The sequence below is a fragment of the Mycobacterium palustre genome (assembly GCF_002101785.1).
In the GTDB taxonomy this organism is placed as follows: domain Bacteria; phylum Actinomycetota; class Actinomycetes; order Mycobacteriales; family Mycobacteriaceae; genus Mycobacterium; species Mycobacterium palustre.
This window is the reverse complement of record NZ_LQPJ01000139.1, coordinates 26,572-50,879: the sequence shown is the minus strand read 5'-3', so window position 1 is coordinate 50,879 and position 24,308 is coordinate 26,572. Positions and strand designations below refer to the sequence as shown.

General features: G+C 68.8%; 22 protein-coding genes and 1 pseudogene. 17 read left to right on the top strand and 6 right to left on the bottom strand.

Features of this window, described 5'->3' with window-relative positions; genetic code table 11:
- Positions 1-56: 56 nt before the first annotated feature.
- Positions 57-1,886 (bottom strand): acyl-CoA dehydrogenase, encoded by a 1,830-nt coding sequence (locus AWC19_RS24735; RefSeq protein WP_085080737.1) that lies wholly within the window; start codon positions 1,884-1,886, stop codon positions 57-59.
- Positions 1,887-2,058: 172 nt separating this feature from the next.
- Between AWC19_RS24735 and trxA the strand changes: the two genes are divergently transcribed.
- The 5 genes and pseudogenes from trxA to AWC19_RS24715 all read left to right on the top strand — a co-directional run bounded on the left by trxA (position 2,059) and on the right by AWC19_RS24715 (position 6,073).
- Positions 2,059-2,394, top strand: coding sequence for a thioredoxin (gene trxA / locus AWC19_RS24730; protein ID WP_085080736.1), 336 nt, complete (start codon positions 2,059-2,061; stop codon positions 2,392-2,394).
- Between the two features lie 147 nt (positions 2,395-2,541).
- A complete protein-coding gene (locus AWC19_RS29430; protein WP_142281399.1) occupies positions 2,542-3,261 on the top strand; it encodes a GAP family protein in 720 nt (239 codons plus the stop codon).
- Positions 3,262-4,104 (top strand): annotated as a pseudogene (locus tag AWC19_RS29425) (enoyl-CoA hydratase); the annotation flags it as partial.
- A gap of 15 nt (positions 4,105-4,119) precedes the next feature.
- A complete protein-coding gene (locus AWC19_RS24720; protein WP_085080735.1) occupies positions 4,120-5,757 on the top strand; it encodes an ABC-F family ATP-binding cassette domain-containing protein in 1,638 nt (545 codons plus the stop codon).
- Between the two features lie 109 nt (positions 5,758-5,866).
- A complete protein-coding gene (locus AWC19_RS24715; RefSeq protein ID WP_085080734.1) occupies positions 5,867-6,073 on the top strand; it encodes a helix-turn-helix domain-containing protein in 207 nt (68 codons plus the stop codon).
- A gap of 13 nt (positions 6,074-6,086) precedes the next feature.
- On the opposite strand, the gene AWC19_RS24710 is transcribed toward AWC19_RS24715, so the two are convergent.
- Positions 6,087-6,695 (bottom strand): TetR/AcrR family transcriptional regulator, encoded by a 609-nt coding sequence (locus AWC19_RS24710; protein WP_085080733.1) that lies wholly within the window; start codon positions 6,693-6,695, stop codon positions 6,087-6,089.
- 11 nt (positions 6,696-6,706) lie between these two features.
- Positions 6,707-9,532 (bottom strand): aconitate hydratase, encoded by a 2,826-nt coding sequence (locus AWC19_RS24705; RefSeq protein WP_085080732.1) that lies wholly within the window; start codon positions 9,530-9,532, stop codon positions 6,707-6,709.
- A gap of 257 nt (positions 9,533-9,789) precedes the next feature.
- Between AWC19_RS24705 and AWC19_RS24700 the strand changes: the two genes are divergently transcribed.
- The 6 genes from AWC19_RS24700 to AWC19_RS24675 all read left to right on the top strand — a co-directional run bounded on the left by AWC19_RS24700 (position 9,790) and on the right by AWC19_RS24675 (position 15,970).
- Positions 9,790-10,332, top strand: a complete 543-nt coding sequence (locus AWC19_RS24700; protein ID WP_085080731.1) for an Rv1476 family membrane protein — start codon at positions 9,790-9,792, stop codon at positions 10,330-10,332.
- 229 nt (positions 10,333-10,561) lie between these two features.
- Entirely contained in the window at positions 10,562-11,998 is a 1,437-nt protein-coding gene (ripA, locus tag AWC19_RS24695) for an NlpC/P60 family peptidoglycan endopeptidase RipA (protein WP_085080730.1), read from the top strand.
- Between the two features lie 24 nt (positions 11,999-12,022).
- On the top strand, positions 12,023-12,760 hold the full coding sequence (gene ripB, locus AWC19_RS24690; protein ID WP_085080729.1) for an NlpC/P60 family peptidoglycan endopeptidase RipB: 738 nt from the start codon (positions 12,023-12,025) through the stop codon (positions 12,758-12,760).
- Positions 12,761-12,885: 125 nt separating this feature from the next.
- Entirely contained in the window at positions 12,886-14,016 is a 1,131-nt protein-coding gene (moxR1, locus tag AWC19_RS24685; protein ID WP_085080728.1) for a chaperone MoxR1, read from the top strand.
- On the top strand, positions 14,013-14,966 hold the full coding sequence (locus tag AWC19_RS24680) for a DUF58 domain-containing protein (protein WP_085080727.1): 954 nt from the start codon (positions 14,013-14,015) through the stop codon (positions 14,964-14,966). Before moxR1 ends, AWC19_RS24680 begins: the two co-directional genes overlap by 4 nt.
- A complete protein-coding gene (locus AWC19_RS24675) occupies positions 14,963-15,970 on the top strand; it encodes a VWA domain-containing protein (protein ID WP_085080726.1) in 1,008 nt (335 codons plus the stop codon). The genes AWC19_RS24680 and AWC19_RS24675 overlap by 4 nt, the downstream gene beginning before the upstream one ends.
- Positions 15,971-16,047: 77 nt before the next feature.
- On the opposite strand, the gene AWC19_RS24670 is transcribed toward AWC19_RS24675, so the two are convergent.
- On the bottom strand, positions 16,048-16,911 hold the full coding sequence (locus tag AWC19_RS24670; RefSeq protein ID WP_085080725.1) for a hypothetical protein: 864 nt from the start codon (positions 16,909-16,911) through the stop codon (positions 16,048-16,050).
- 126 nt (positions 16,912-17,037) lie between these two features.
- On the opposite strand from AWC19_RS24670, the gene fabG1 reads away from it, so the two are divergent.
- Genes fabG1 through AWC19_RS24655 form a run of 3 tightly spaced genes read left to right on the top strand, consistent with a single transcriptional unit; the run spans position 17,038 to position 19,670 of the window.
- Positions 17,038-17,805, top strand: coding sequence for a 3-oxoacyl-ACP reductase FabG1 (gene fabG1 / locus AWC19_RS24665; RefSeq protein ID WP_085080724.1), 768 nt, complete (start codon positions 17,038-17,040; stop codon positions 17,803-17,805).
- A gap of 35 nt (positions 17,806-17,840) precedes the next feature.
- Positions 17,841-18,650 carry an NADH-dependent enoyl-ACP reductase InhA gene (gene inhA / locus AWC19_RS24660; RefSeq protein WP_085080723.1) on the top strand — a complete coding sequence of 270 codons (810 nt, stop codon included), beginning with the start codon at positions 17,841-17,843 and terminating at the stop codon, positions 18,648-18,650.
- A gap of 6 nt (positions 18,651-18,656) precedes the next feature.
- Positions 18,657-19,670 (top strand): ferrochelatase, encoded by a 1,014-nt coding sequence (locus AWC19_RS24655; RefSeq protein WP_085080722.1) that lies wholly within the window; start codon positions 18,657-18,659, stop codon positions 19,668-19,670.
- Here AWC19_RS24655 and AWC19_RS24650 read toward each other — a convergent pair.
- Positions 19,667-20,584 carry a hypothetical protein gene (locus AWC19_RS24650; RefSeq protein WP_085080763.1) on the bottom strand — a complete coding sequence of 306 codons (918 nt, stop codon included), beginning with the start codon at positions 20,582-20,584 and terminating at the stop codon, positions 19,667-19,669. The genes AWC19_RS24655 and AWC19_RS24650 overlap by 4 nt on opposite strands.
- A 57-nt stretch (positions 20,585-20,641) precedes the next feature.
- On the opposite strand from AWC19_RS24650, the gene AWC19_RS24645 reads away from it, so the two are divergent.
- A complete protein-coding gene (locus AWC19_RS24645) occupies positions 20,642-21,076 on the top strand; it encodes an NfeD family protein (protein ID WP_085080721.1) in 435 nt (144 codons plus the stop codon).
- Between the two features lie 30 nt (positions 21,077-21,106).
- Positions 21,107-22,249 carry an SPFH domain-containing protein gene (locus AWC19_RS24640; protein ID WP_085080720.1) on the top strand — a complete coding sequence of 381 codons (1,143 nt, stop codon included), beginning with the start codon at positions 21,107-21,109 and terminating at the stop codon, positions 22,247-22,249.
- Between the two features lie 64 nt (positions 22,250-22,313).
- Here the strand turns inward: AWC19_RS24640 and AWC19_RS24635 are convergent, their stop codons facing one another.
- Positions 22,314-22,808, bottom strand: coding sequence for a nitroreductase family deazaflavin-dependent oxidoreductase (locus tag AWC19_RS24635; protein ID WP_085080719.1), 495 nt, complete (start codon positions 22,806-22,808; stop codon positions 22,314-22,316).
- A 149-nt stretch (positions 22,809-22,957) separates the two neighbouring features.
- Between AWC19_RS24635 and AWC19_RS24630 the strand changes: the two genes are divergently transcribed.
- Positions 22,958-24,295, top strand: coding sequence for an MFS transporter (locus AWC19_RS24630; protein ID WP_085080718.1), 1,338 nt, complete (start codon positions 22,958-22,960; stop codon positions 24,293-24,295).
- Positions 24,296-24,308 lie beyond the last annotated feature (13 nt).

Below are 24,308 nucleotides of genomic sequence, written 5' to 3'. Positions count from 1 at the left end.
TGGGCCAGGAAAAGATGTACCCCCTAAAGCTGTGCGTGAACTGTGTGATGGCCGCTTTAGAAGGCGTCTTCGGAGATGCGCATGACCTCGTCGTCGATGGACTCGAGGACTTTGCGCTGCGCGGTCAGCCTCGGCAGCATGTTCTTGGCAAAGAACGCCGCGGTGGCGATCTTGCCCCGATAGAACGGCGCGTCCTGCTCCGACGGCGCACCGGCCAGTGCGGCGTGCGCGACGCCGGCCTGCACCAGCAACCGCCAACCGATCAGCAGGTCACCGACGGCGAGCAGGTACCGCACCGACCCGAGCCCGACCTTGTAGATCTCCGTCGGCTGCTGGGGCGCCGCCATCAGGTATCCGGTGAGCGCGGCCGTCATGGCGGTGACCTCGTCCAGGGCGGTCTGCAGCAGCTCGGCTTGCGGCTTGAGCGCCTCGTCGCAGGTGTCGATGGTCTTGCTGATCTGGGCCGTCAGGAACTGCAGGGCCTCGCCGCGGTCGCGGACGATCTTGCGAAAAAAGAAGTCCAGGGCCTGGATGGCGGTGGTGCCCTCGTAGAGCGAATCGATCTTGGAATCGCGGATGTACTGCTCCAGCGGATAGTCGACCAAAAAGCCGGAGCCGCCCAGGGTCTGCAGCGACTCGGTCAGGATCTCGTAGGCCCGCTCGGAGCTGGCGCCCTTGACGATCGGCAGCAGCAGGTCGTCGACGCGGTGCGCCATGTCGTGGTCCGCGCCCGAAACCCGTTGCGCCACAGCGTCGTCCTGGTGCGCGGCCGCATACATGTACAGCGCGCGCAGCCCCTCGGCGTAGGCCTTCTGTGTCATCAGGCTGCGCCGCACGTCGGGGTGGTGGATGATCGTCACGCGCGGGGCGGTCTTGTCGGCCATCTGGGTCAGGTCGGCCCCCTGCACCCGCTCCTTGGCGAAAGCCAGCGCGTTCAGGTAGCCGGTGGACAGCGTGCCGGCGGCCTTGACGCCGATCGTCATGCGGGCCTGCTCGATCACGGTGAACATCTGCGCGATCCCGTTGTGCACGTCGCCGACCAGGTAGCCGACGGCCGGCACGTCGGTGGCGCCGAACGTCAGTTCACACGTGGGCGAGGACTTGATGCCCATCTTGTGTTCCACGCCGGTGACGAAAACGCCGTTGCGGGAACGCAGTTCCAGCGTATCCGGGTCGAACAGGTACTTGGGCACATAGAACAGGCTCAATCCCTTGGTGCCCGGTCCGGCGCCCTCGGGCCGGGCCAGCACCAGATGGAAGATGTTCTCGGCGGTGTCGCCCACGTCGCCGCCGGAGATGAACCGCTTGACACCCTCGATGTGCCACGTCCCGTCGGGCTGCGCGACGGCCTTGGCGCGCCCGGCGCCCACATCGGACCCCGCGTCGGGTTCGGTGAGCACCATGGTTGCTTGCCAGCCGCGCTCCACACCCATTGCGGCCCAACGCTTTTGCTCCTCGTTGCCCTCGGCGAAGAGCGCCTGGGCCATGAAGTAGCCCAGGCAGAAGAAGTTCGCGGAGGGGTTGGCGCAGATGATCATCTCGTTGACGGCCCACACCAGCGGCGCCGGCGCGGGCATGCCGCCTATCTCCTCGGACAGGTTCAGCCGCCACCACTCGGCGTCCTTGATCGCCTGCACCGTCTTGGCCAGCTCGTCGGGCACGCTGATGGTGTGCTCGGCGGGATCGAACACCGGCGGGTTGCGGTCGGCCGCGGCGAAGGACTCGGCGACCGGCCCCTCGGCCAGGCGGGCGGCCTCGGCCAGGATCGTCCGGACGGTGTCCTCGTCGAGGTCGCTGTAGCTTCCGCTGCCCAGCACCGCGCCCAGGTCGAGCACCTCGAAGAGGTTGAACTCGAGATCGCGGACGTTGGCGATGTAATGGCTCAAGGCGATTCTTTCACTGGTTTTCAAGACAGGCGGATCGTCAGCCCTCAGTCTGTCCGACGTGGGAAAACGTACGCAACCGTAACCTCGCGGCGCCGCGACCTTGTGCCAGAGGCAAATTCAACGCCCACCGGCCCGCGGGAACATCGCGCCGACTCGGTACGTTGATACGCCCGTGACCACAGTCAATCTCACCGCCGAGAAGTTCAACGAGACCATCGAGGGCAACGACATCGTGCTCGTCGACTTCTGGGCCTCCTGGTGCGGGCCATGCCGCCAGTTCGGGCCGACCTTCCAGGCGTCGTCGGAAAAGCACCCCGACGTCGTCTACGCCAAGGTCGACACCGAAGCCGAGCCACAGCTGGCCGCGGCCGCGCAAATCCGGTCCATCCCCACGCTGATGGCGTTCAAGAAGGGCAAGCTGCTGTTCAACCAGGCCGGTGCGCTGCCGCCCGCGGCGCTGGAGGACCTGGTGCAGCAGGTCAAGGCGTTCGACGTCTCGGCAGTTTAGGGCCGCCCGCCCGGGCCGAACAGGCATGATCCGACGAGCCGCCGTCGGAGCCGAAAGCCGGTAGCGCCACGGCCCTCGGCGCCCGACCTTCAGCACGGGAGCGTCTTTTCTCCTGGCCACGGCGCCGCGGGCGGTAGAGTGCCGCCCATGTGGGCCACGGTGCTGGCGCTAGGGCTGTTCGCGGGCGCGGACCCGGTGCGAATCGGGATCGTCGTGCTGCTGTTTACCCGGCGCCGGCCCATGGTGCATCTGGTGGCCCTGTGGTTCGGGGCACTGGCGGCGGCGGTGGTGCTGGGCGTCGGGATGCTGATCGGGCTGCACGGCGTCGCGGCTTCGGTGATGCAGCGGGTGGACCGGGCCACCACGAGTTCGACGATGGGGCACATCCAGGTCGCGATGGGCGTGCTCGCGCTCGTGGTCGCGGTGGGCTTTGCGGTCCGTTTTTCGGTGCGGCAACCGGCGAAGGTTGCGGTGCCCGCCGGTGACCGGCCGGATCAAGTTGGCGCGAACGCTTTTTCGCGGCTGTCGGCGCGCGCGCTGAATGCGCTTGTGTCGGCCCCGCCGTGGGTGACATTCCTTGTGGGAGTGACGATTACGACCGATTTTCGATACCTTGGGGTGCTCACCGCCATCCTGGCGTCCGGAACCGCGGTGGGCACCCAGGTCGGCGCCGCCGCGGTGTACACGGCCCTGTCGCTGGCGTTCGCGGAGATCCCGATCGTCAGCCAATTGGTCGCGCCGGTTCAGACCAGCGCGGTGATGTCGCGCGTGCACACGTGGGTGAAGGCCCGCTGGCGGGCGGTCGTCGGCGTCGTCGTGGCGGCGCTGGGGGTTGTGCTGATGACCACCGGCATGGGCCACGTCTGAGCCCCGGCGGTCGAAGCACGCTACCTTTCACAGGTGAGCTTGGTACTGGTAGAGCACCCGCGGCCCGAGGTCGCGCTGATAACCCTCAACCGGCCGGAGCGGATGAACTCCATGGCGTTCGACGTCATGGTGCCGCTCAAAGAGGCCCTCGAGAAGATCACCTACGACAATGCCGTGCGCGTGGTCGTGCTGACGGGCGCCGGCAAAGGATTCTCCTCGGGAGCCGATCACAAGTCGGCGGGCGCGGTGCCCCACGTCGAGGGGCTGACCCGCCCGACCTATGCGCTGCGCTCGATGGAGTTGCTCGACGACGTCATCCTGGCGCTGCGGCGGCTGCACCAGCCGGTGATCGCCGCGGTCAACGGGCCGGCCATCGGCGGCGGGCTGTGTCTGGCGCTGGCCGCCGACATCCGGGTCGCCTCGACCAGCGCCTACTTCCGGGCCGCGGGCATCAACAACGGGCTCACCGCCAGCGAGCTGGGCCTGAGCTACCTGTTGCCCCGGGCCATCGGGTCGTCGCGAGCCTTCGAGATCATGCTGACCGGTCGCGACGTCAGCGCCGAGGAAGCCGAGCGCATCGGCCTGGTGTCCTGTCAGGTGCCCGAAGGGCAGCTGCTGGACACCTGCTACGCGATCGCCGCGCGGATAGCGGCCTTCTCGCGCCCGGGGACCGAACTGACCAAGCGCACACTATGGAGTGGACTGGACGCCGGTAGCCTGGAAGGGCACATGCAAGCCGAAGGCTTGGGCCAGCTTTTCGTCCGCCTGCTCACCGCCAACTTCGAAGAGGCGGTTGCCGCGCGCGCAGAGAAACGGCCGGCGGTGTTCACCGACGACAAATAGCAAACGGGAGTAGATGTGATCACGGCCACGGACCTCGAGGTCCGCGCCGGCGCGCGCATCCTGCTCGCACCCGACGGCCCGGACCTGCGTGTGCAGCCCGGCGACCGCATCGGGCTGGTCGGCCGCAACGGCGCCGGCAAGACGACGACCCTGCGCATCCTGGCCGGCGAGACCGAGCCCTACTCCGGATCGATCACCCGCACCGGTGAAATCGGTTATCTGCCACAGGATCCCAAGGAGGGCGACCTCGACGTGCTGGCCCGCGACCGGGTCCTCTCGGCGCGCGGCTTGGACGTCTTGCTCACCGACCTGGAAAAGCAGCGGGCCCTGATGGCCGAGGTCGCCGACGACGACGCGCGGGACCGCGCGATTCGCCGCTACGGCCAGCTCGAGGAGCGGTTCGTGGCGCTGGGCGGCTACGGCGCCGAAAGCGAGGCCGGGCGGATCTGCGCGAGCCTCGGCCTGCCCGACCGGGTCCTGACCCAGCAGCTGCGCACGCTGTCCGGGGGCCAGCGCCGCCGGGTGGAGCTGGCGCGCATCCTGTTCGCCGCGTCGGAGGGCGGAGCGGGCGCCTCGGGTTCTGGGACCACGTTGCTTTTGGACGAGCCGACCAACCACCTCGACGCCGATTCGGTGGGCTGGCTGCGCGATTTCCTGCGGGGCCACACCGGCGGCCTGGTGGTCATCAGCCACAACGTCGAGCTGCTCGCCGACGTCGTCAACCGCGTGTGGTTTTTGGACGCGGTGCGCGGCGAGATGGACGTCTACAACATGGGCTGGCAGAAGTATCTCGACGCCCGGGCCACCGACGAGCAGCGCCGCCGCCGCGAACGCGCCAACGCCGAGCGCAAGGCCGCCGCGCTGCGCGCGCAGGCCGCCAAGCTGGGCGCCAAAGCCACCAAAGCCGTTGCGGCGCAGAACATGTTGCGCCGTGCGGATCGGATGATGGCCGCCCTCGACGAGGAGCGCGTCGCCGACAAGGTGGCCCGGATCAAGTTCCCCACCCCGGCCCCGTGCGGGCGCACGCCGCTGGTGGCCAAGGGGCTGAGCAAGTCCTACGGCTCGCTGGAGGTGTTCAGCGGCGTCGACCTGGCCATCGACCGGGGCTCCCGGGTGGTGGTGCTCGGCCTCAACGGCGCCGGCAAGACCACGCTGTTGCGGCTGCTGGCCGGCGTCGAAACACCCGACACCGGAGGGCTCGAGCCCGGACATGGTTTGCGGATCGGCTATTTCGCGCAGGAACACGACACGCTCGACAACGACGCAACGGTCTGGGAGAACATCCGCCACGCCGCACCCGAAGCCGGCGAACAAGACCTACGCGGCCTGCTCGGCGCGTTCATGTTCAGCGGCCCCCAGCTCGAACAACCGGCGGGCACCCTCTCCGGCGGCGAGAAGACCCGGCTCGCGCTGGCCGGCCTGGTGGCGTCGACGGCCAACGTGCTGCTGCTCGACGAACCGACCAACAACCTCGATCCCGCGTCGCGCGAACAGGTCCTCGACGCGCTGCGCAGCTATCACGGGGCGGTGGTGCTGGTGACGCACGACCCGGGCGCGGCCGAGGCCCTCGACCCGCAACGCGTGGTGCTGCTGCCCGACGGGACCGAGGATTACTGGTCCGACGAGTACCGGGATCTCATCGAACTCGCGTAGCGCACACAACTTTTAAACGATTTCGCCAATCCGGCCCGCGCTTCGCGGCGGCTTCCTACTCTATGTGCTTGGAATCGACTTCGGGTGGGGAGGCACCTTGACGGGCAGAGTGAGAAAGCCGGAGAAGACGCGCGACCAGCTGTTGCACGAGCTACGCAACGCGTACGAGGGCGGTGCCAGCATCCGCAACCTGGCCGCCACCACCGGCAGGTCGTACGGCTCGATTCACAGTATGCTGCTGGAATCCGGCACCACGCTGCGCAGCCGCGGCGGTCCCAACCGCACGTCCAGCCGGCGCCGGTCGGCGCGGGCGTAGCGTCACTGCGAAATCACATCCCCTTGTTCGCAGTGGCGCTACGCCCAGAATCCCGAGAAGTGCTGCGCCGCACCGAGTTTTCCACCAGATCCAGGACGGCCGCCAGCCGCCGCGGATCCTCGCCGGACGCCAGCCGGGCCACCAAGCCGTCCAGAACCAGTTCCAGGTAGCACTGCAAGACGTCGCCGGGAACGTCGTCGCGCACCCGGTGTGCCTGCGTCTGGCGGCGCAGCCGATCGGTCGTCGCCGCAGCCAGTTCCGCGGACCGCTCCGCCCAGCCGCGGTTGAACACCGGATCGTTGCGCAGCTTGCGCGCGATCTCCAGCCTGGTGGCCAGCCAGTCGAATTCTTCTGGCGCGGCGAGCATGTCGCGCATGACCTGGATCAGGCCCTCGCGGGACGCCACGTCGGCCATCCGCTCGGCGTCCTCGTGCGCGAGGGCGAAAAAGAGTGCGTCCTTGTCCCGGAAGTGATGGAAGATCGCGCCGCGCGACATCCCGATCGCCTTCTCCAGCCGGCGCACCGTCGCCCTGTCGTAGCCGTATTCGGCGAAGCAGCGGCGGGCGCCGTCGAGGATCTGACGGCGGCGGGCCGCCAGATGGTCCTCGCTGACTTTGGGCACAGGCGACGAGGCTATGACTTCAGCATGTTGCGCAGCACGTACTGCAGGATGCCGCCGTTGCGGTAGTAGTCGGCCTCGCCGGGGGTGTCGATGCGCACCACGGCGTCGAACTCGATCGGGTCACCAGAGTCCTTGCTGGCCTTGACGTGCACCGTCTTCGGCGTCTTGCCGTCGTTGATCGCCTCGATGCCGGTGATGTCGAAGACCTCGGTGCCGTCCAGGCCCAGGTCGCCAGCCGTCTTGCCCTCGGGGAACTGTAGCGGGATGACACCCATGCCGATCAGGTTGGAGCGGTGGATGCGCTCGAACGACTCGGCGATGACCGCCCGCACGCCCAACAGCCGGGTGCCCTTGGCCGCCCAGTCGCGCGACGAACCCGATCCGTACTCCTTGCCGCCCAGCACCACCAGCGGAATATCTTGCGCCGCATAGTTTTGCGCGGCGTCGTAGATGAACGCCTGCGGCCCGCCGTCCTGGGTGAAGTCGCGGGTGTAGCCGCCCGAGACGACCTCTCCCAATGTGCCAAGCAGCTCGTTGCGTAACCGGATGTTGGCGAACGTGCCGCGAATCATCACCTCGTGGTTGCCGCGCCGCGACCCGAAGGAGTTGTAGTCCTTGCGGTCCACGCCGTGCTCGTCGAGGTACTGCGCCGCCGGGGTGCCCGGCTTGATGCTGCCGGCGGGGGAGATGTGGTCGGTGGTCACCGAATCGCCCAGCAGCGCCAACACCCGGGCGCCGGTGATGTCGCTGACCGGCTCCGGGTCGGCCGCCATGCCCTCGAAGTACGGGGGCTTGCGCACATAGGTGGAATCCGGGTCCCACTCGAAAGTGTTGCCGCTGGGCGTCGGCAGGTTGCGCCAGCGCTCGTCGCCCTTGAACACGTCGGCGTAGTTCTTGGTGAACATCTCCTGGCTGATCGCCGAGGCGATGGTGTCCGAGACGTCCTTTTGCGACGGCCAGATGTCTTTGAGGAACACGTCGTTGCCGTCCTTGTCCGTGCCGAGTGGCTCGGACTCGAAGTCGAAGTCCATGGTTCCGGCCAGCGCGTAGGCGACCACCAGCGGCGGGGACGCCAGGTAGTTCATCTTCACGTCCGGGTTGATGCGGCCCTCGAAATTCCGGTTGCCCGACAGCACCGCCGCCACCGAAAGGTCGTTGTCGTTGACGGCCTTCGAGATGTCTTCGGGCAGCGGGCCGGAGTTGCCGATGCAGGTAGTGCAGCCGTAGCCGACCAGGTAGAAGCCGAGCTTCTCCAGATACGGCCACAGACCGGCCTTGTCGTAGTAGTCGCTGACCACCTGCGAGCCCGGCGCCATCGACGTCTTCACCCATGGCTTGGAGGCCAAGCCCTTTTCGACGGCGTTGCGGGCGAGCAGCGCCGCGCCCAGCATCACCTCGGGATTGGAGGTGTTGGTGCACGACGTGACGGCGGCGATCACCACGGCGCCGTGGTCGAGCACGAACTCGCCGAGGTCGTCCGACTTGATCGTCACCGGGTTGCTCACCCGCCCGTTGGCGTGCTTGGCGGCCGATTCCAACTCGGGGAGGGCGTCGGCGTCCTCGCACTCCGTATTCTGCCCGGGGTCGCTGGCCGGGAAGGACTCGTCGACCGCCTCGTCCAGCTTCGAGTACTCCTTCTTGTCGGGGTCGTCGCCGACATAGTTCGGAATCTGTTCGCGGAACGTCTCTTTGGCCTTCGACAGCGGGATGCGGTCCTGCGGGCGCTTGGGCCCGGCGATCGACGGCACCACGTCGGACAGGTCGAGCTCGAGGTACTCGGAGAACTCCGGCTCCTGCTTGGGGTTGTGCCACATGCCCTGTTCCTTGGCGTAGGCCTCGACCAGCGCCAGCTGCTCCTCGGAGCGGCCGGTGAACCGCAAATAGGAGATGGTCTCCTCGTCGATCGGGAAAATCGCTGCGGTGGAACCGAATTCGGGGCTCATGTTGCCCAGGGTGGCGCGATTGGCCAGCGGCACCTCGGCCACGCCCTCGCCGTAGAACTCGACGAACTTGCCGACCACGCCGTGCTTGCGCAGCATCTCGGTGACCGTCAGCACGACGTCGGTCGCCGTGACGCCCGGCTGGATCTCGCCGGTCAGCTTGAAACCGACGACCCGCGGGATCAGCATCGACACCGGCTGACCGAGCATCGCGGCCTCGGCCTCGATGCCGCCCACGCCCCACCCCAGCACGCCGAGGCCGTTGACCATCGTGGTGTGCGAGTCGGTGCCCACGCAGGTGTCGGGATAGGCGACACCGTCGCGGGACATCACCACGCTGGCCAGGTACTCGATGTTGACCTGGTGCACGATGCCGGTCCCCGGCGGCACCACCTTGAAGTCGTCGAAAGCGCCCTGCCCCCAACGCAAGAACTGGTAGCGCTCGCCGTTGCGCTGGTACTCGATCTCGACGTTGCGCTCGAACGCGTCAGGCCGGCCGAACAGGTCGGCGATCACCGAGTGGTCGATCACCAGGTCCGCGGGTGCCAGCGGGTTGACCTTGTCCGGGTTGCCGCCGAGGTCGCCGATGGCCTCGCGCATGGTGGCCAGGTCGACGATGCACGGCACGCCGGTGAAGTCCTGCATCACGACGCGGGCGGGGGTGTACTGGATCTCAATGCTGGGTTCGGCCTTGGGATCCCAATTCGCGATCGCCTCGATGTGGTCCTTGGTGATGTTGCTGCCGTCCTCGTTGCGCAGCAGGTTCTCGGCGAGGACCTTGAGGCTGTAGGGAAGTCCTCCGGTGTTGGAAACGGCGTCGAGGCGATAGATCTGGTAACTCTTGTCGCCGACCTTGAGGGTGTCGCGGGCTCCGAACGAGTTCACAGATTCAGTCACTTCAACTCCCAAGGATTCAGTTCTTTCACCGACGGGCTGTGTCGGCGGCGCGGTGCTACTTTAACAGTACGCTTGTCCTGCATTACGGCGGGCGTTCGTATGTTCAGTCTTGTCGCGTACGGCGTGGGTTTAAACCCCTGGGGGCCGCTCCAGTTCTGCGGCCGCACGAGCGGGCCGAGCGCCACGCTAGAGTGACCGCCGTGGCCGAGCGCCACGCCGGCGTGACGGCGGGGCCGCGAAGGGCAGGAGGGAAAGCGATGACCGGGCACGATTCTCTGCCCCTCTACATTCCGCAAGACGTCGACATGGCCGCGATCAAGGCCCAGGTCGCCGCCGACGGCGTCAGCGCGCCGCCGGCCGTCGCGCCCGGCCTGCTCGACGTGGTCCACGAGGCGCACGCCAAGGGCATCAACCTCAAGATCGTGCTGCTCGACCACAACCCGCCCAACGACACGCCCCTGCGCGACATCTCGACCGTGGTGGGCGCCGACTACCACGACGCGACCGTTCTGACGCTGAGCCCGAACTTCGTTGGCACCTACAGCACGCAGTTCCCGCGGGTGACCCTCGAGGCGGGCGAGGACATCGCCAAGACGGGCAACCCGGTGGTCTCGGCGCAGCATTTCGTGCACGAGCTGGAGACGCCGGAGTTCCCCTGGACCGGGCTGACCGTTTTCCTGCTGATCGCCGTGTTCGCGGCGGCCGTCGGCGCCCGACTCCTGCAGCTGCACAGCAAGCGTGCAGCAACGTCGGCGGGTGCGCGGGAGGCGGGGGCCGAGGCGCCCGATCGCGCCGTCTGACCGCCACATCCGGCTGACCCCGGCCTAAGCCGGCGACCGTCGCGGCAAACACCGCAGGTCACCATTCGGTCACATTAAACGCACGTCCAGAGTGCAGTTTGTGACGAGCGTTTCCACGGCGTCTCATGTGACGTACGGTGCAAATGATGCTCGTGTTGTTTGTGGCGCCCTCGGAAAACGTGTGCATGGCGCCGACCGTCCGCGTTGAGCCGTAGGAGACCTGAGCCGTATGAGACGCACCCGGTGTGGCTCTTCTGCGCGACTTGCCGCGAGGCTGGTCCGGCCGCTCATTCCCGCGGTGTTGAGCGTGGCCCTGCTCGTGTGCACCCCGGGGCTGGCGGAGGCCGATCCCGCCGCCGACAGCCTGGCCGCGCTGATCGCCGACGTCGCCAAGGCCAACCAGCGCCTGGAAGACCTGACCGCGCAGATCGAGGCGCAGCAGGAAAGCGTCAACAAGGCCCTCGTCGACGTGGAGACCGCGCGCGACAACGCCGCGGCCGCCGAACACGACCTCGAAGCCAGCCAGCAGGCGGTCAAGGACGCCAACGCGGCGATCGCCGCGGCCCAGCAGCGTTTCAACACCTTCGCGGCGGCCACCTACATGAACGGCCCGTCGGGCAGCTACCTGACCGCGAAAAGCCCGGAAGACATCATCGCCACCGAGTCGGCCGCCCGCACGCTGACCGCGAGCTCGCAGGCCGTGATGGACAAGCTGCAGCGGGCCCGCACCGAGCAGGTGAACAGGGAGTCCGCGGCGCGGCTGGCCAAGCAGAAGGCCGACAAGGCCGCGGCCGACGCCAAGGCCAGCCAGGACGGCGCGGTGGCCGCGCTCACCGACTCCAAGCGCAAGTTCGACGAACAACGCGAGCAGGCCGTCCGCCTGGCCGCCGAGCGCGACCAGGCTCAGGCGAAGCTCGACGCGGCCAAGCTGCAATGGGCGGCGGGACGAGGCGGCGGCCCCGCCCCGGCGACCGGCGATCGGTGGGATCCGGGCGCCCCGGGCGCCCCGGCCGCCGCGCCGCACTCCGGCGGGCGCCGGTGGGACGGGTGGGACCCGACGCTGCCGATGGTGCCCAGCGCCAACGTCCCCGGCGACCCGATCGCGGTGATCAACCAGGTGCTGGGGATTTCGGCGACGTCGACGCAGGTCACCGCGAGCATGGGGCGCAACTTCCTGCAGCAGTTGGGCATCCTGCGGCCCGACGACACCGGCATCACCAACCCCGTTCCGGGCCGCGCGTCGCGGATCCCGCGCGTCTACGGGCGGCAGGCCACCGAGTACGTGATCCGTCGCGGGATGTCGCAGATCGGGGTCCCCTACTCCTGGGGCGGCGGCAACGCCGCCGGCCCGAGCAGGGGCATCGACTCCGGGGCCAACACCGTCGGTTTCGACTGTTCGGGGCTGGTCCTGTATTCGTTCGCCGGCGTGGGCATCAAGCTGCCGCACTATTCGGGTGCGCAGTACAACCTGGGCCGCAAGATCCCGTCGTCGCAGATGCGCCGCGGCGACGTCATCTTCTACGGCCCCGGCGGCAGCCAGCACGTGACCATCTACCTCGGCGACGGCCAGATGCTCGAGGCTCCCGACGTCGGCCTGAAGGTCCGGGTCGCGCCCGTCCGCACCAGCGGCATGACGCCCTACGTGGTCCGCTACATCGAGTGGTGACGATTGAATACTAGACGAGGAGCCATGCGCCGCAAGGGGTTTCGCCTGATCAACGTCGCCGGCATCGCCGCCGCGCTGACCGGGCTGATGCTGACTTTGGTCATCTCCGGGCCCAGCCCGGCCACCGCCGACCCCGGCCAATGGGACCCCACGCTGCCCGCGACGATCAGCGCCGGCGCCCCCGGGGACCCGCTCGCGGTCGCCAACGCGTCCCTGCAGGCCACCGCGCAGGCCACGCAGACCACGCTGAATCTGGGCAAGCAATTCCTCGGCGGGCTCGGGATCAACCTGGGCGGCGATCCCGCTCCCAGCGCGGCGCCCCCCACCAACCCCGGCGGCAAGATCCCGCGCGTCTACGGCCGGCAGGCCATCGAGTACGTGATCAAGCGGATGGGGTCGCAGATCGGCGTCCCGTACTCCTGGGGCGGCGGCTCGCTGGAAGGTCCCAGCAAGGGCGTCGGCGACGGTGCCAACATCACCGGCTTCGACTGCTCGGGCCTGATGCGCTACGGCTTCGCCGGGGTCGGCGTGCTGATCCCGCGGTTTTCCGGTGACCAGTACAACGCCGGCCGGCACATCCCGCCCGACCAGGCCAGGCGCGGCGACCTCATCTTCTACGGCCCGGGCGGCGGCCAGCACGTCACCATGTATCTGGGCAACGGTCAGATGCTGGAGGCGTCGTCACTGGCCGGCAAGGTGACCGTAAGCCCGGTTCGCAAGCCCGGCATGACGCCGTTCCTGACTAGGATCATCGAGTACTGACCCGGGTGTGCCGGCCGTTGGCTGCGCGAACGGCGCGTCGACGGATTTCGGCGGGCCTGGAATAGTTAAACGCGGGCACGTTGCTGCCCGGCAGTCGTGTCCGAGTGAGCTGTGGAGGGTTCTTGATGACATCAGCAGGTGGACCGCCCCCGGGCGCCAGCAACTACCCCGGCCCGGGTGGCCAGTCCGGCCCCCCGGCCCACGAAGCGCCCACCGGCGGCGGCAACGGCCTGGCCGCCGAGGTGCACACGCTCGAGCGCGCGATCTTCGAGGTCAAACGCATCATCGTCGGCCAGGACCAGCTGGTGGAGCGGATGCTGGTCGGCCTGCTGTCCAAGGGCCATGTGCTGCTCGAGGGCGTGCCCGGCGTGGCCAAGACGCTGGCCGTCGAGACCTTCGCCCGCGTGGTCGGCGGGACGTTCGCGCGCATCCAGTTCACCCCGGACCTGGTGCCCACCGACATCATCGGTACCCGCATCTACCGGCAGGGCAAGGAGGAGTTCGACACCGAGCTCGGCCCGGTGGTGGTCAACTTCCTGCTCGCCGACGAGATCAACCGCGCGCCGGCCAAGGTGCAGTCGGCGCTGCTGGAGGTCATGCAGGAACGCCACGTGTCGATCGGCGGCAAGACCTTCCCGCTGCCCAACCCGTTTTTGGTCATGGCGACCCAGAACCCGATCGAGCACGAGGGCGTCTACCCGCTGCCCGAGGCCCAGCGGGACCGCTTCCTGTTCAAGATCAACGTCGGCTACCCGACGCCGGAGGAAGAGCGCGAGATCATCTACCGGATGGGCGTCAAGCCGCCGGTGCCCAAGCAGGTGCTCAACACCGGCGACCTGCTGCGGCTGCAGGACATCGCGTCCAACGTCTTCGTCCACCACGCGCTCGTCGACTACGTGGTGCGCGTGGTGACCGCCACCCGGCACCCCGAGCAGCTCGGCATGAACGACGTCAAGACCTGGATCTCGTTCGGCGCGTCCCCGCGTGCGTCGCTGGGCATCATCGCCGGCGCCCGCTCGCTGGCCCTGGTGCGCGGCCGGGACTACGTGATCCCGCAGGACGTCGTGGAAATCATTCCCGACGTGCTGCGGCACCGGCTGGTGCTGACCTACGACGCGCTAGCCGACGAGATCTCCCCCGAGATCGTCATCAACCGGGTGCTGCAGACGGTCGCCCTGCCGCAGGTGAATGCCGTTCCGCAGCAAGGTCATTCGGTCCCGCCGGTGATGCAGACCGTGGCGGCCAGCGGTCGGTGACCGAACCGAAACCACGCTCCGTTTCGCACCCGCCGTCGTTCGAGCGCGGGCAGATCGACGACCCGAAGCTGTCGGCGGCGCTGCGGCAGCTGGAGCTCACGGTCAAACGCAAGCTCGACGGGGTGCTGCACGGCGACCACCTCGGCCTGATCCCGGGACCCGGGACGGAGCCGGGGGAGTCGCGCGAGTATCAGCCCGGCGACGACGTCCGGCGCATGGACTGGGCCGTCACCGCGCGCACCACGCACCCGCACGTGCGGCAGATGATCGCCGACCGCGAGCTGGAGACCTGGCTGGTGGTCGACATGTCGGCCAGCCTGGACTTCGGCACCACGGTCTGCGAGAAGCGTGACCTGGCGGTGGCGGCCGCGGCGGCGATCACCTTCCTCAACAGCGGCGGCGGCAACCGGCTGGGCGCGATCGTGGCCACCGGCGCGACGATGAAGCGGGTGCCCGCGCGTTCCGGGCGCCAGCACGAGCAGACGCTGTTGCGCACCATCGCCACCACGCCCAAGGCCCCGGTGGGGGTGCGCGGGGACCTGGCGACGGCCATCGACGCGCTGCGCCGCCCGGAGCGCCGGCGCGGCATGGCGGTGATCATCAGCGACTTCCTCGGCCCGATCAACTGGACGCGCCCGCTGCGGGCCATCGCGGCGCGCCACGAGGTGCTGGCCATCGAGGTGCTCGACCCGCGCGACGTGGAACTGCCCGACATCGGTGAGGTCGTGCTGCAGGACGCCGAAACGGGCGTCACCCGCGAGTTCACCATCGACGCCCAGCTGCGCGACGACTTCGCGAGGGCCGCCGCGGCGCACCGCGCCGAGGTGTCCCGCACGGTCCGCAGCTGCGGCGCCCCGGTGCTGACCCTGCGCACCGATCGCGACTGGATCGCCGACATCGTCCGGTTCGTCGAGTCCCGTCGGCGCGGGGCCCTCGCGGGGCGGCAGTGACGCTGCCCCTACTGGGCCCGGTCTCGCTGTCGGGCTTCGCGCATGCTTGGTTCTTCCTCTTTCTCTTAGTCGTCGCGGGGCTGGCCGCCCTGTACATCCTGTTGCAGCTGGCGCGTCAACGCCGGATGCTGCGGTTCGCCAACATGGAGTTGCTGGAAAGCGTTGCGCCCCAACGGCCCTCGCGGTGGCGGCACCTGCCGGCGATCCTGCTGGTGACCGCCCTGGTGCTGTTCACCATCGCGATGGCCGGACCGACGCAGGACGTGCGGATTCCCCGCAACCGCGCGGTCGTGATGCTGGTGATCGACGTGTCCCAGTCGATGCGCGCCACCGACGTGCAGCCCAACCGGATGGCCGCCGCCCAGGAGGCGGCCAAGCAGTTCGCCGACGAGCTCACCCCCGGCATCAACCTGGGCCTGATCGAGTACGCGGGCACCGCGACGGTGCTGGTGTCGCCGACCACCAACCGCGAGGCGACCAAGAACGCGCTGGACAAGCTGCAGTTCGCCGACCGCACCGCCACCGGCGAGGGCATCTTCACCGCGTTGCAGGCCATCGCCACGGTGGGCGCGGTCATCGGCGGCGGCGACAAGCCGCCGCCGGCGCGCATCGTGTTGTTCTCCGACGGCAAGGAGACGATGCCGACCAACCCGGACAACCCCAAGGGCGCCTTCACCGCCGCGCGCACCGCCAAGGACCAGGGCGTGCCGATCTCGACAATCTCGTTCGGCACCCCCTACGGCTTCGTCGAGATCAACGACCAGCGCCAGCCCGTTCCCGTCGACGACTCCACGATGAAGAAGGTCGCCGAGCTCTCCGGCGGCAATTGGTACAACGCGGCGAGCCTGGCCGAGCTGAAGGCCGTGTACGCGTCGCTGCAGCAGCAGATCGGCTACGAGACGATCAAGGGCGACGCCAGCACGGGCTGGCTGCGGCTGGGGGCGCTGGTGCTGGCGGTCGCGGCGCTCGCGGCGCTGCTGATCAACCGCCGCCTGCCGACGTAAGTCTGGGGCGTTCGCGGGGGCTGTGGGTCGCGAGCGCAACGGGGTTGAGATTTTGAGCCCGGGTTTTGTCGGTGTGGCTACGCTCGCGAGCCGCGGGCCTCGGCCACCCGGCGGATGATGTCGGCGGGATGGTCCTCGGCTACTACCCGGACCACGATCCAGCCGTGGTGGTGCTCCAGCTTCTCGAGGCGGCGAATGTCCTTGACGTATTGGTGCCGGCTGGTTTGGTGTTGCTCGCCGTCATACTCCGCGGCCACCTTGATGTCCTCCCACCCCATGTCCAAATGCGCGTCGGGCCAAGCCCATTCGTTGCGCACCACAATCTGGGTTCGGGGACGCGGAAATCCGGCCCGGATCAACAACAGCCGCAGCCACGTCTCTTTGGGGGACTGTGCCCCGCCGTCGACCAATTCGAGTGCGGCGCGGGCGGCCTTCATGCCGCGGCGCCCGCGATACCGGTCGATCAAGAGCTCGGCGTCGGCGATCTTCAGGTCCGTCGCCCGCACCAGCGCGTCGACGGCGGCGACGGCGACGTCGGTCGGAAACCGGCGCGCCGGGTCCAGCGCCGTTCGGGCCGGCGTCGTGACGCGCATGCCGCCGCGGACGGTGACCTCGTCGGGGTCGATGCGCTCTTCCCACACCTGGACGCCGGGCCGATGGCGGCGGTTGGTGTCGATGATCGCGGCGGGCAACGCCGGGTCGATCCACTTGGAGCCGTGCATTGCGGAGGCCGAGAAGCCCGCGAGGATGCCGCGTCGTCGTGACCGCAGCCAGCATGCCTTTGCCCGCACGACTGCCGTCATCGCGGCATCTTTGGGCAGGTAGACGTCTTTGTGCAGGGCTACGTACCGGCTGCGTAACTCGTAGGGGGTCAACGCGCCGGCGGCGAGGGCTTCGCTGCCCAAAAACGGGTCGTCATGGGCGAAAGTGTGATGCGCCACACCGACAAGCCACGCGAGCGTGACGGGGCTGCGAAACGCCGACCCGGAAATTGCAGCGTGGTTACGCTCGCGGTCCGACAGGGGGGAGATTTCGGCCGCCAACCGGCGAGGCGCTAGGTTGTCGGGGTGACTGACACGGCCACCTCGAACACCACCGACAGTGCATCCACTTGGGGCAGACCCGCATTCGTATCCCGCTCGGTCCTGGTCACCGGCGGAAACCGGGGCATCGGGCTGGCGATCGCGCAGCGGCTGGCCGCCGACGGGCACAAGGTGGCCGTCACGCACCGCGGGTCCGGGGCGCCCGAGGGGCTGTTCGGCGTCGAGTGCGACGTCACCGACAACGAGGCCGTCGATCGCGCGTTCAAGGAGGTCGAGGCGCACCAGGGGGCGGTCGAGGTGCTGGTCGCCAACGCCGGCCTGGCCGCGGACGCGTTCTTGATGCGCATGACCGAGGAGAAGTTCGTCAAGGTCATCGACGCGAACCTGACCGGCGCGTTCCGGGTCGCCCAGCGGGCCTCGCGCAGCATGCAGCGGAACAAGTTCGGCCGCATGATCTTCATCGGGTCGGTCTCGGGAACCTGGGGCATCGGCAACCAGGCCAACTACGCGGCCTCCAAGGCCGGTGTGATCGGCATGGCCCGCTCGATCGCGCGGGAGATGTCCAAGGCCAACGTGACCGCGAACGTGGTGGCCCCGGGCTACATCGACACCGACATGACCCGCTCGCTCGACGAGCGGATCCAGGAGGGCGCGCTGCAGTTCATCCCGGCGAAGCGGGTCGGCACCGCCGCCGAGGTCGCCGGGGTGGTCAGCTTCCTGGCGTCCGAGGACGCGAGCTACATCTCCGGCGCGGTCATCCCGGTCGACGGCGGCATGGGCATGGGTCACTGACAACCACGATTTCATAGATTTCATAAAGGACGGACATGGCAGGACTGCTCGACGGCAAACGGATTCTGGTCACCGGCATCATCACCGACTCCTCGATCGCGTTTCACATCGCGCGGGTGGCCCAAGAGCAGGGCGCCGAACTGGTGCTGACCGGCTTCGATCGGCTGCGGCTGATCCAGCGCATCGCCGACCGGCTGCCGCAGAAGGCCCCGCTGCTCGAGCTGGACGTGCAAAACGACGAGCACCTCAACACGCTCGCGCAGCGGGTGACCGAGGTGATCGGGGAGGGCAACAAGCTCGACGGCGTGGTGCATTCGATCGGCTTCATGCCGCAGAGCGGGATGGGCATCAACCCGTTCTTCGACGCGCCGTACGAGGATGTCGCCAAGGGCATCCACATCTCGGCCTACTCGTACGCCTCGCTGGCCAAGGCGCTGCTGCCGATCATGAACCCCGGCGGCGGCATCGTCGGCATGGACTTCGACCCGTCGCGCGCGATGCCCGCCTACAACTGGATGACGGTCGCCAAGAGCGCGCTCGAGTCGGTGAACCGGTTCGTGGCCCGCGAGGCGGGCAGGTACGGCGTGCGCTCCAATCTTGTTGCGGCCGGGCCGATCCGGACGCTGGCGATGAGTGCGATCGTCGGTGGTGCGCTGGGCGAGGAGGCCGGCGCGCAGATACACCTGCTCGAGGAGGGCTGGGATCAGCGCGCGCCGCTGGGCTGGAACATGAAGGACCCCACCCCGGTCGCAAAGACCGTGTGCGCGTTGCTTTCCGAGTGGCTCCCCGCCACCACCGGCACCGTCATCTACGCCGACGGCGGCGCCAGCACGCAGTTGCTATAAGCGCCAATGGATTTCGACGCCGTCCTGCTGCTGTCCTTCGGCGGCCCGGAGGGCCCCGAGCAGGTGCGGCCGTTTTTGCAAAACGTCACCCGCGGGCGCAACGTGCCGCCCGAACGCCTCGACGAGGTCGCCGAGCACTACCGGCATTTCGGCGGGGTGTCACCGATCAACGGCATCAACCGCGCGCTGATCGCCCAGCTGGAAGCCGAACAGGACCTGCCGGTCTACTTCGGCAACCGCAACTGGGAGCCCTACGTCGAGGACGCCGTTGAAGACATGCGCGACAACGGTGTTCGCCGCGCCGCGGTATTCACGACCTCGGCATGGAGCGGGTACTCCAGCTGCACGCAGTACACCGAAGACATCGCCCGGGCCCGCGCGGCGTCCGGCCCGCAAGCCCCCGAATTGGTCAAGCTGCGGCCGTATTTCGACCACCCGCTCTTCGTCGAGATATTCGCCGGGGCGGTCGCGGCCGCGGCCAAAAACGTGCCGGCGGGCGCGCGGCTGGTGTTCACCGCGCATTCGGTCCCGGTGGCCGCCGACGAGCGCTGCGGGCCGCGGCTGTACAGCCGCCAAGTCGCGTACGCCGCAAGGCTGGTCGCCGGGGCCGCGGGGTATGACGACTACGACCTGGTGTGGCAGTCGCGCTCCGGCCCGCCGCAGGTGCCGTGGCTCGAGCCCGACGTGGCCGACCATTTGGCCGCGCTGGACGCCGCCGGGACCAAGGCCGTCGTCGTCTGCCCGATCGGGTTCGTCGCCGACCACATCGAGGTGGTGTGGGACCTCGACCACGAATTGCGATTACAGGCCGAGGCGGCCGGAATGTCGTTCGCCCGCGCCGCAACGCCCAACGCGGACCGCCGATTCGCCCGGCTGGCCGCCGGATTGATCGACGAACTGCGCACCGGCCGACCCCCCGAACGCGTCGCCGGACCCGACCCGGTGCCGGGCTGCCTGGCCAGCGTGAACGGCGCGCCGTGCCGGCCGCCGCACTGCGCGGCGCGCGAAAACCGAACCTAGTCCGCCCAGGCCGAGTGCAGGATCGCGGTCACCGCGGCCATCCGCGCCGAACGCACCACGGTGGTCAGCGGCCGCAGCGCATCGGTGGCGATCTGCGCCTGCGACGACGACTGGGTGATCGCGACGGCGATGCGGTCCCCGGGGGCATCCGACGTTCGGCTCAGCCCCGCGCTGACCGCGATGATCGCGTCGACGTGCGCGGCGTTTTCCAGCACCCGCAGCGCGCGCGTGGGCGCGTGGTCCGGAATGCGGTGTTGCCGTGCGGATTCCAGCAGCTGCTCGACGAGCCCGCGCGGATCGTCGACGTCGGACGCGGCGGCCAGACCGATCTCGCCGAGCGCATCGGCCGCCGAGCGGACGGCCGAGCGCAGCGAATATTCGGCGTCGCCCAGCTCGTAATGGTCGAACACGGGGTGACCGGGCAACGAGTACACCGTCCAGGACAGCGCGCACAATTCCGGCGCGAGGTCGTCGCAGGCTTCGTCGGGGTCGGCGTAGGAAAACTCCGGGACCAGCCCGACCGCGGTGGCGGCATCGTCGGGGTTGGTGATGATGACGGCCTCGCCCGCGGCCAGCGCGTCGCGCCCGAACTGCGTCCCGGGGGCCAGCCCGCGCACGTCGCCGGGCACCGGCAACACGACGTTGATCGTCCCGCGCAACCGATCCGGCAGGCCCGCCGCCCCCGCCGGGGACCGGCCGACGGCCGCGCGCAGCGTCTGCAACAGCGCCACCGTCCCCGCGTCGTGCACGTCGGGCCACGGCAGTCCGGTGTGGCCCGCGGCGACGGCATCATACGCGGTGACCGATTGCTTTGGCGCCCAGAGGGATAACGCGTCCAAGACGTCGTCGGGCGCGGCCTTGCCCGCGAGCCAGGCGTTGGCCCACAGGGACAGCGAAACACTGGGACACCACATGATCTCGGAGTGTAGTTGTTTGGCCCCGCAAAGGCCGATCACGCGTATTCTGACCGCATGCCCGCGGCGGTGATTTGGCTCATATTCGGGCTGGTCCTTGCCGGTGCCGAGGCGCTGACCGGCGACATGTCGTTGTTGATGCTATCGGGCGGGGCGCTGGCCGCGGCGGGCGGCAGCTGGCTGCTGGATTGGCCGGTTTGGGCCGAGGCGACGGTGTTCCTCGTCGTGTCCGTCCTGCTGCTGGTCCTGGTGCGGCCGGCGCTGCGGCGGCGGCTGAGCCCGGCCAAGGGGCTGCCGACCGGCATCAAGGCGCTGGAGGGCAAGAAAGCGCTGGTTTTGGACCGGGTCGCCCGCGACGAGGGCCAGGTCAAGCTGGACGGCCAGGTATGGACGGCGCGGCCCCTCAACGAGGACGATGTCTACGAGCCGGGGGAACGAGTGACGGTCATGCACATCAACGGCGCCACCGCGGTGGTGTTCAAAGACTTTTAATCCCTGGCGCAAAAGTAGGAGGAAAGCGTGATGCAAGGCGCATTCGCGTTGTTAGTGGTGGCCATCGCGCTCATCGTCTTCGGGATCATCGTGGTGGCAAAGTCGGTCAAAGTGATCCCGCAGGCCGAGGCCGCGGTGATCGAACGGATGGGCAGCTACAGCCGCACGGTCAGCGGGCAGCTGACCTTGCTGGTGCCGTTCATCGAGCGCATCCGTGCCCGCGTGGACCTGCGTGAGCGGGTGGTGTCATTCCCTCCGCAACCGGTGATCACCGAGGACAACCTGACCCTCAACATCGACACGGTCGTCTACTTCCAGGTCACCGTCCCGCAGGCGGCGGTCTACGAGATCAGCAACTACATCGTCGGCGTCGAGCAGCTCACCACGACCACGCTGCGCAACGTGGTCGGCGGGATGACGCTGGAACAGACGCTAACCTCGCGCGACATGATCAATCGCCAGTTGCGGGGCGTCCTGGACGAGGCCACCGGCCGCTGGGGGCTGCGGGTCGCGCGCGTCGAACTGCGCAGCATCGACCCGCCGCCGTCGATCCAGGCGTCGATGGAAAAGCAGATGAAGGCCGACCGCGAGAAGCGCGCGATGATCCTGACCGCCGAAGGGAACCGGCAGGCCGCAATCACCCAGGCCGAGGGCGCCAAGCAGGCGCAGATTCTGGCCGCGGAGGGCGCCAAGCAGGCGGCGATCCTGGCCGCCGAGGCCGACCGGCAGTCGCGGATGCTGCGCGCCCAGGGTGAGCGGGCCGCGGCCTACCTGCGGGCGCAGGGGCAGGCCAAGGCGATCGAGAAGACGTTCGCCGCGATCAAGGCGGGCCGGCCCACCCCGGAGATGCTGGCCTACCAGTACCTGCAGACGCTGCCGGAGATGGCCCGCGGCGACGCCAACAAGGTGTGGGTGGTGCCCAGTGACTTCAGCGCCGCGCTACAGGGATTCACCAGGCTGCTGGGAACCCCGGGCCAGGACGGCGTGTTCCGGTTCGAGCCGTCTCCGGTCGAGGACGCGCCCAAGCACCAAGCCGACGACGACGCCGAGGTCGCCGACTGGTTCTCCACCCAGACCGATCCCGCGATCGCCCAGGCGGTGGCTAAGGCCGAGGCCATCGCCCATCAGCCGGTGGACGTTCCCCCGGGGGCGCCGCCGGAGTTGACCCAATGACCGGCACGGCGACCTGAGCTGTCTCACATTGCCGAAACCCTATGCGGCCCTTGGCCGAACGCTGCTAGTCCAGCCGGAACTCGACCATCGGCAACGGGGTGGCGGTGTCGGTGATCGGCGCGCCGAGCGTCTCTTCGAGCACCGGGCGCATCTTCTTCCAGGCTCGGGGATGACGGGCGCGGTAGGCGGCCAGTGTGCGGTCCGCCTCCTGTTGGTCGAGGACCCGCGCGGCGGCGGGCCTCGGCGCGCGGCTGCCGGCGTAGACGCGGACGCGCGGATTGGCGCGAATGTTGAGGAACCACTGCGCCTTTGGCCCGAAACCCGAGGCGACGACGTACCTGTCGGGCGCGGGGTGATCGACGACCTCCAGCACGGCGTGGCGCGGCGCGCCGGACTTGCGGCCCACGTGTTCGACCATCACGAATCGCGAGCCGAACAGAGCGCCCGCCCGAGCCTTGTAGAGCCACACCGGCGCCCGCACGAACGGGCGCGAGCGCAGCAGCCGGCCACCGGCCCGGGTGAACAGGGAGGGAGCGTGCGGTTCGGCCACACTCCCCATGTTGCCTCGCGCACAGCCGCGCGAGCTCGGTCGTCGGCGTAGGCGCCGCGACGATGGGGTATGACTTTCCCTCGATGCCCAGCAAAGCGAGCGGGGGACAGCCTGGGACGGCGACGCCCGGTAGAACCACCGTGCTCACCTCCCGGGCAATGCACCGCTCGATCGAGGGCACCGCCATCGGCAACTTCATGGAGGCTTACGACTTCACGCTCTTCAGCCTGGTCGCCACGATCCTGGCGCAGAAGTTCTATCCCGGGGAAAACTCCGGCGCGGGCAACCTGATCGCCATCTTCGGCACGATGACGGCGGGGTTCGTGGTGCGCCCGCTCGGCGGGGTCATCTTCGGCCCCCTCGGCGACCGCATCGGGCGCAAGCCCGTGCTGGTGGTGACGATCTCACTGATGGCGGTGTGCGCGGCGGCGACCGGCGTGCTGCCCGTCTACCACACCATCGGGGTGTGGGCGCCGATCCTGCTCACGGTCATCCGGATCTGCCAGGGCCTTTCCTCCGGCGGGGAGTACGCGGGCGCGATGACCTTCATCGCCGAGCACGCCCCCGACGACAAGCGCGGAATGATGGCCGGGTTTCTGCCGGTGGGCACGCTGGGCGGATTCGTGGTGGGCGCGACGCTGGTGACCGGGCTGCAGACCGCTCTGTCGAGCGCCGAGATGCTGGCCTGGGGCTGGCGGGTGCCGTTTCTCCTGGCCGCTCCGCTCGGCCTGATCGCGGTCTACCTCCGCAAGCGGATCGAGGAATCGCCCGACTACGAGGAGGTGCACGCGCGCGAGCAGCCCCTCTCGGGCCGCAAGCAGTTCGTGCAGACGGTGGTGCTGCAGTGGAAGCCGCTGTTGATCTGTTTGGGCGTGGAGCTCGCCGTCACCGACACCAGCTACATGGTCAGCGGCTACGTGCCGACCTACCTGAAGAAGACCGCGGGCGTCGGGGACACCGCGGCCCTGGTGATGGTCCTGGTGGTGCTGGCGGTCCTGACGGTCGGGGTGCTCCTCGTCGCGATGCTGTCGGACCGCATCGGCGTCAAGCCGCTGATGTGGACGGGTTGCGGGCTGCTGGTCGCGATCTCGCTGCCGGCGTTCGGGTTGATGCGCTTCGGCGGGGCGTACCCGACGCAGTTCGTCGGGGTGCTGCTCGTCGGGTTGCCCATGCTGTTCTTGAGCAGCCTCGAACCGGCGATCCTGCCCGCGCTGTTTCCCACCAACGTGCGCTACGGCGCGGTGTCGATCGGATTCAACATCGCGGTGTCGGCGTTCGGCGGCACCACCCCGCTGATCGCCGAGACGCTGGTTGCCGGCACCGGCAACGCGATGGTGCCGGCGTACATGCTGATGTTCGCCGGGGCGGTCGGCGCCGTTACGTTGTTCTTCGCGCCGGAAGTGGCCCGCCGGCCGCTGCTGGGTTCGCGACGGTCGCTTGACGCCGCCGAAACCGGCCCCGGCGCCGACGTGGGCGCGGTGCCCGGCGCCGGGTAGGGCGGTTTTACGG

Bases quoted from the DNA above. Each gene is read 5' to 3' on its own strand.
- AWC19_RS29430 (WP_142281399.1), top strand. From the start codon at position 2,542: ATGTGGGCCACGGTGCTGGCGCTAGGGCTGTTCGCGGGCGCGGACCCG.
- AWC19_RS24640 (WP_085080720.1), top strand. From the start codon at position 21,107: ATGCAAGGCGCATTCGCGTTGTTAGTGGTGGCCATCGCGCTCATCGTC.
- AWC19_RS24650 (WP_085080763.1), bottom strand. From the start codon at position 20,584: ATGTGGTGTCCCAGTGTTTCGCTGTCCCTGTGGGCCAACGCCTGGCTC.
- ripA (WP_085080730.1), top strand. From the start codon at position 10,562: ATGAGACGCACCCGGTGTGGCTCTTCTGCGCGACTTGCCGCGAGGCTG.
- AWC19_RS24645 (WP_085080721.1), top strand. From the start codon at position 20,642: ATGCCCGCGGCGGTGATTTGGCTCATATTCGGGCTGGTCCTTGCCGGT.
- AWC19_RS24635 (WP_085080719.1), bottom strand. From the start codon at position 22,808: ATGGGGAGTGTGGCCGAACCGCACGCTCCCTCCCTGTTCACCCGGGCC.
- AWC19_RS24630 (WP_085080718.1), top strand. From the start codon at position 22,958: ATGCACCGCTCGATCGAGGGCACCGCCATCGGCAACTTCATGGAGGCT.
- moxR1 (WP_085080728.1), top strand. From the start codon at position 12,886: ATGACATCAGCAGGTGGACCGCCCCCGGGCGCCAGCAACTACCCCGGC.
- ripB (WP_085080729.1), top strand. From the start codon at position 12,023: ATGCGCCGCAAGGGGTTTCGCCTGATCAACGTCGCCGGCATCGCCGCC.
- AWC19_RS24700 (WP_085080731.1), top strand. From the start codon at position 9,790: ATGACCGGGCACGATTCTCTGCCCCTCTACATTCCGCAAGACGTCGAC.
- inhA (WP_085080723.1), top strand. From the start codon at position 17,841: ATGGCAGGACTGCTCGACGGCAAACGGATTCTGGTCACCGGCATCATC.
- AWC19_RS24655 (WP_085080722.1), top strand. From the start codon at position 18,657: ATGGATTTCGACGCCGTCCTGCTGCTGTCCTTCGGCGGCCCGGAGGGC.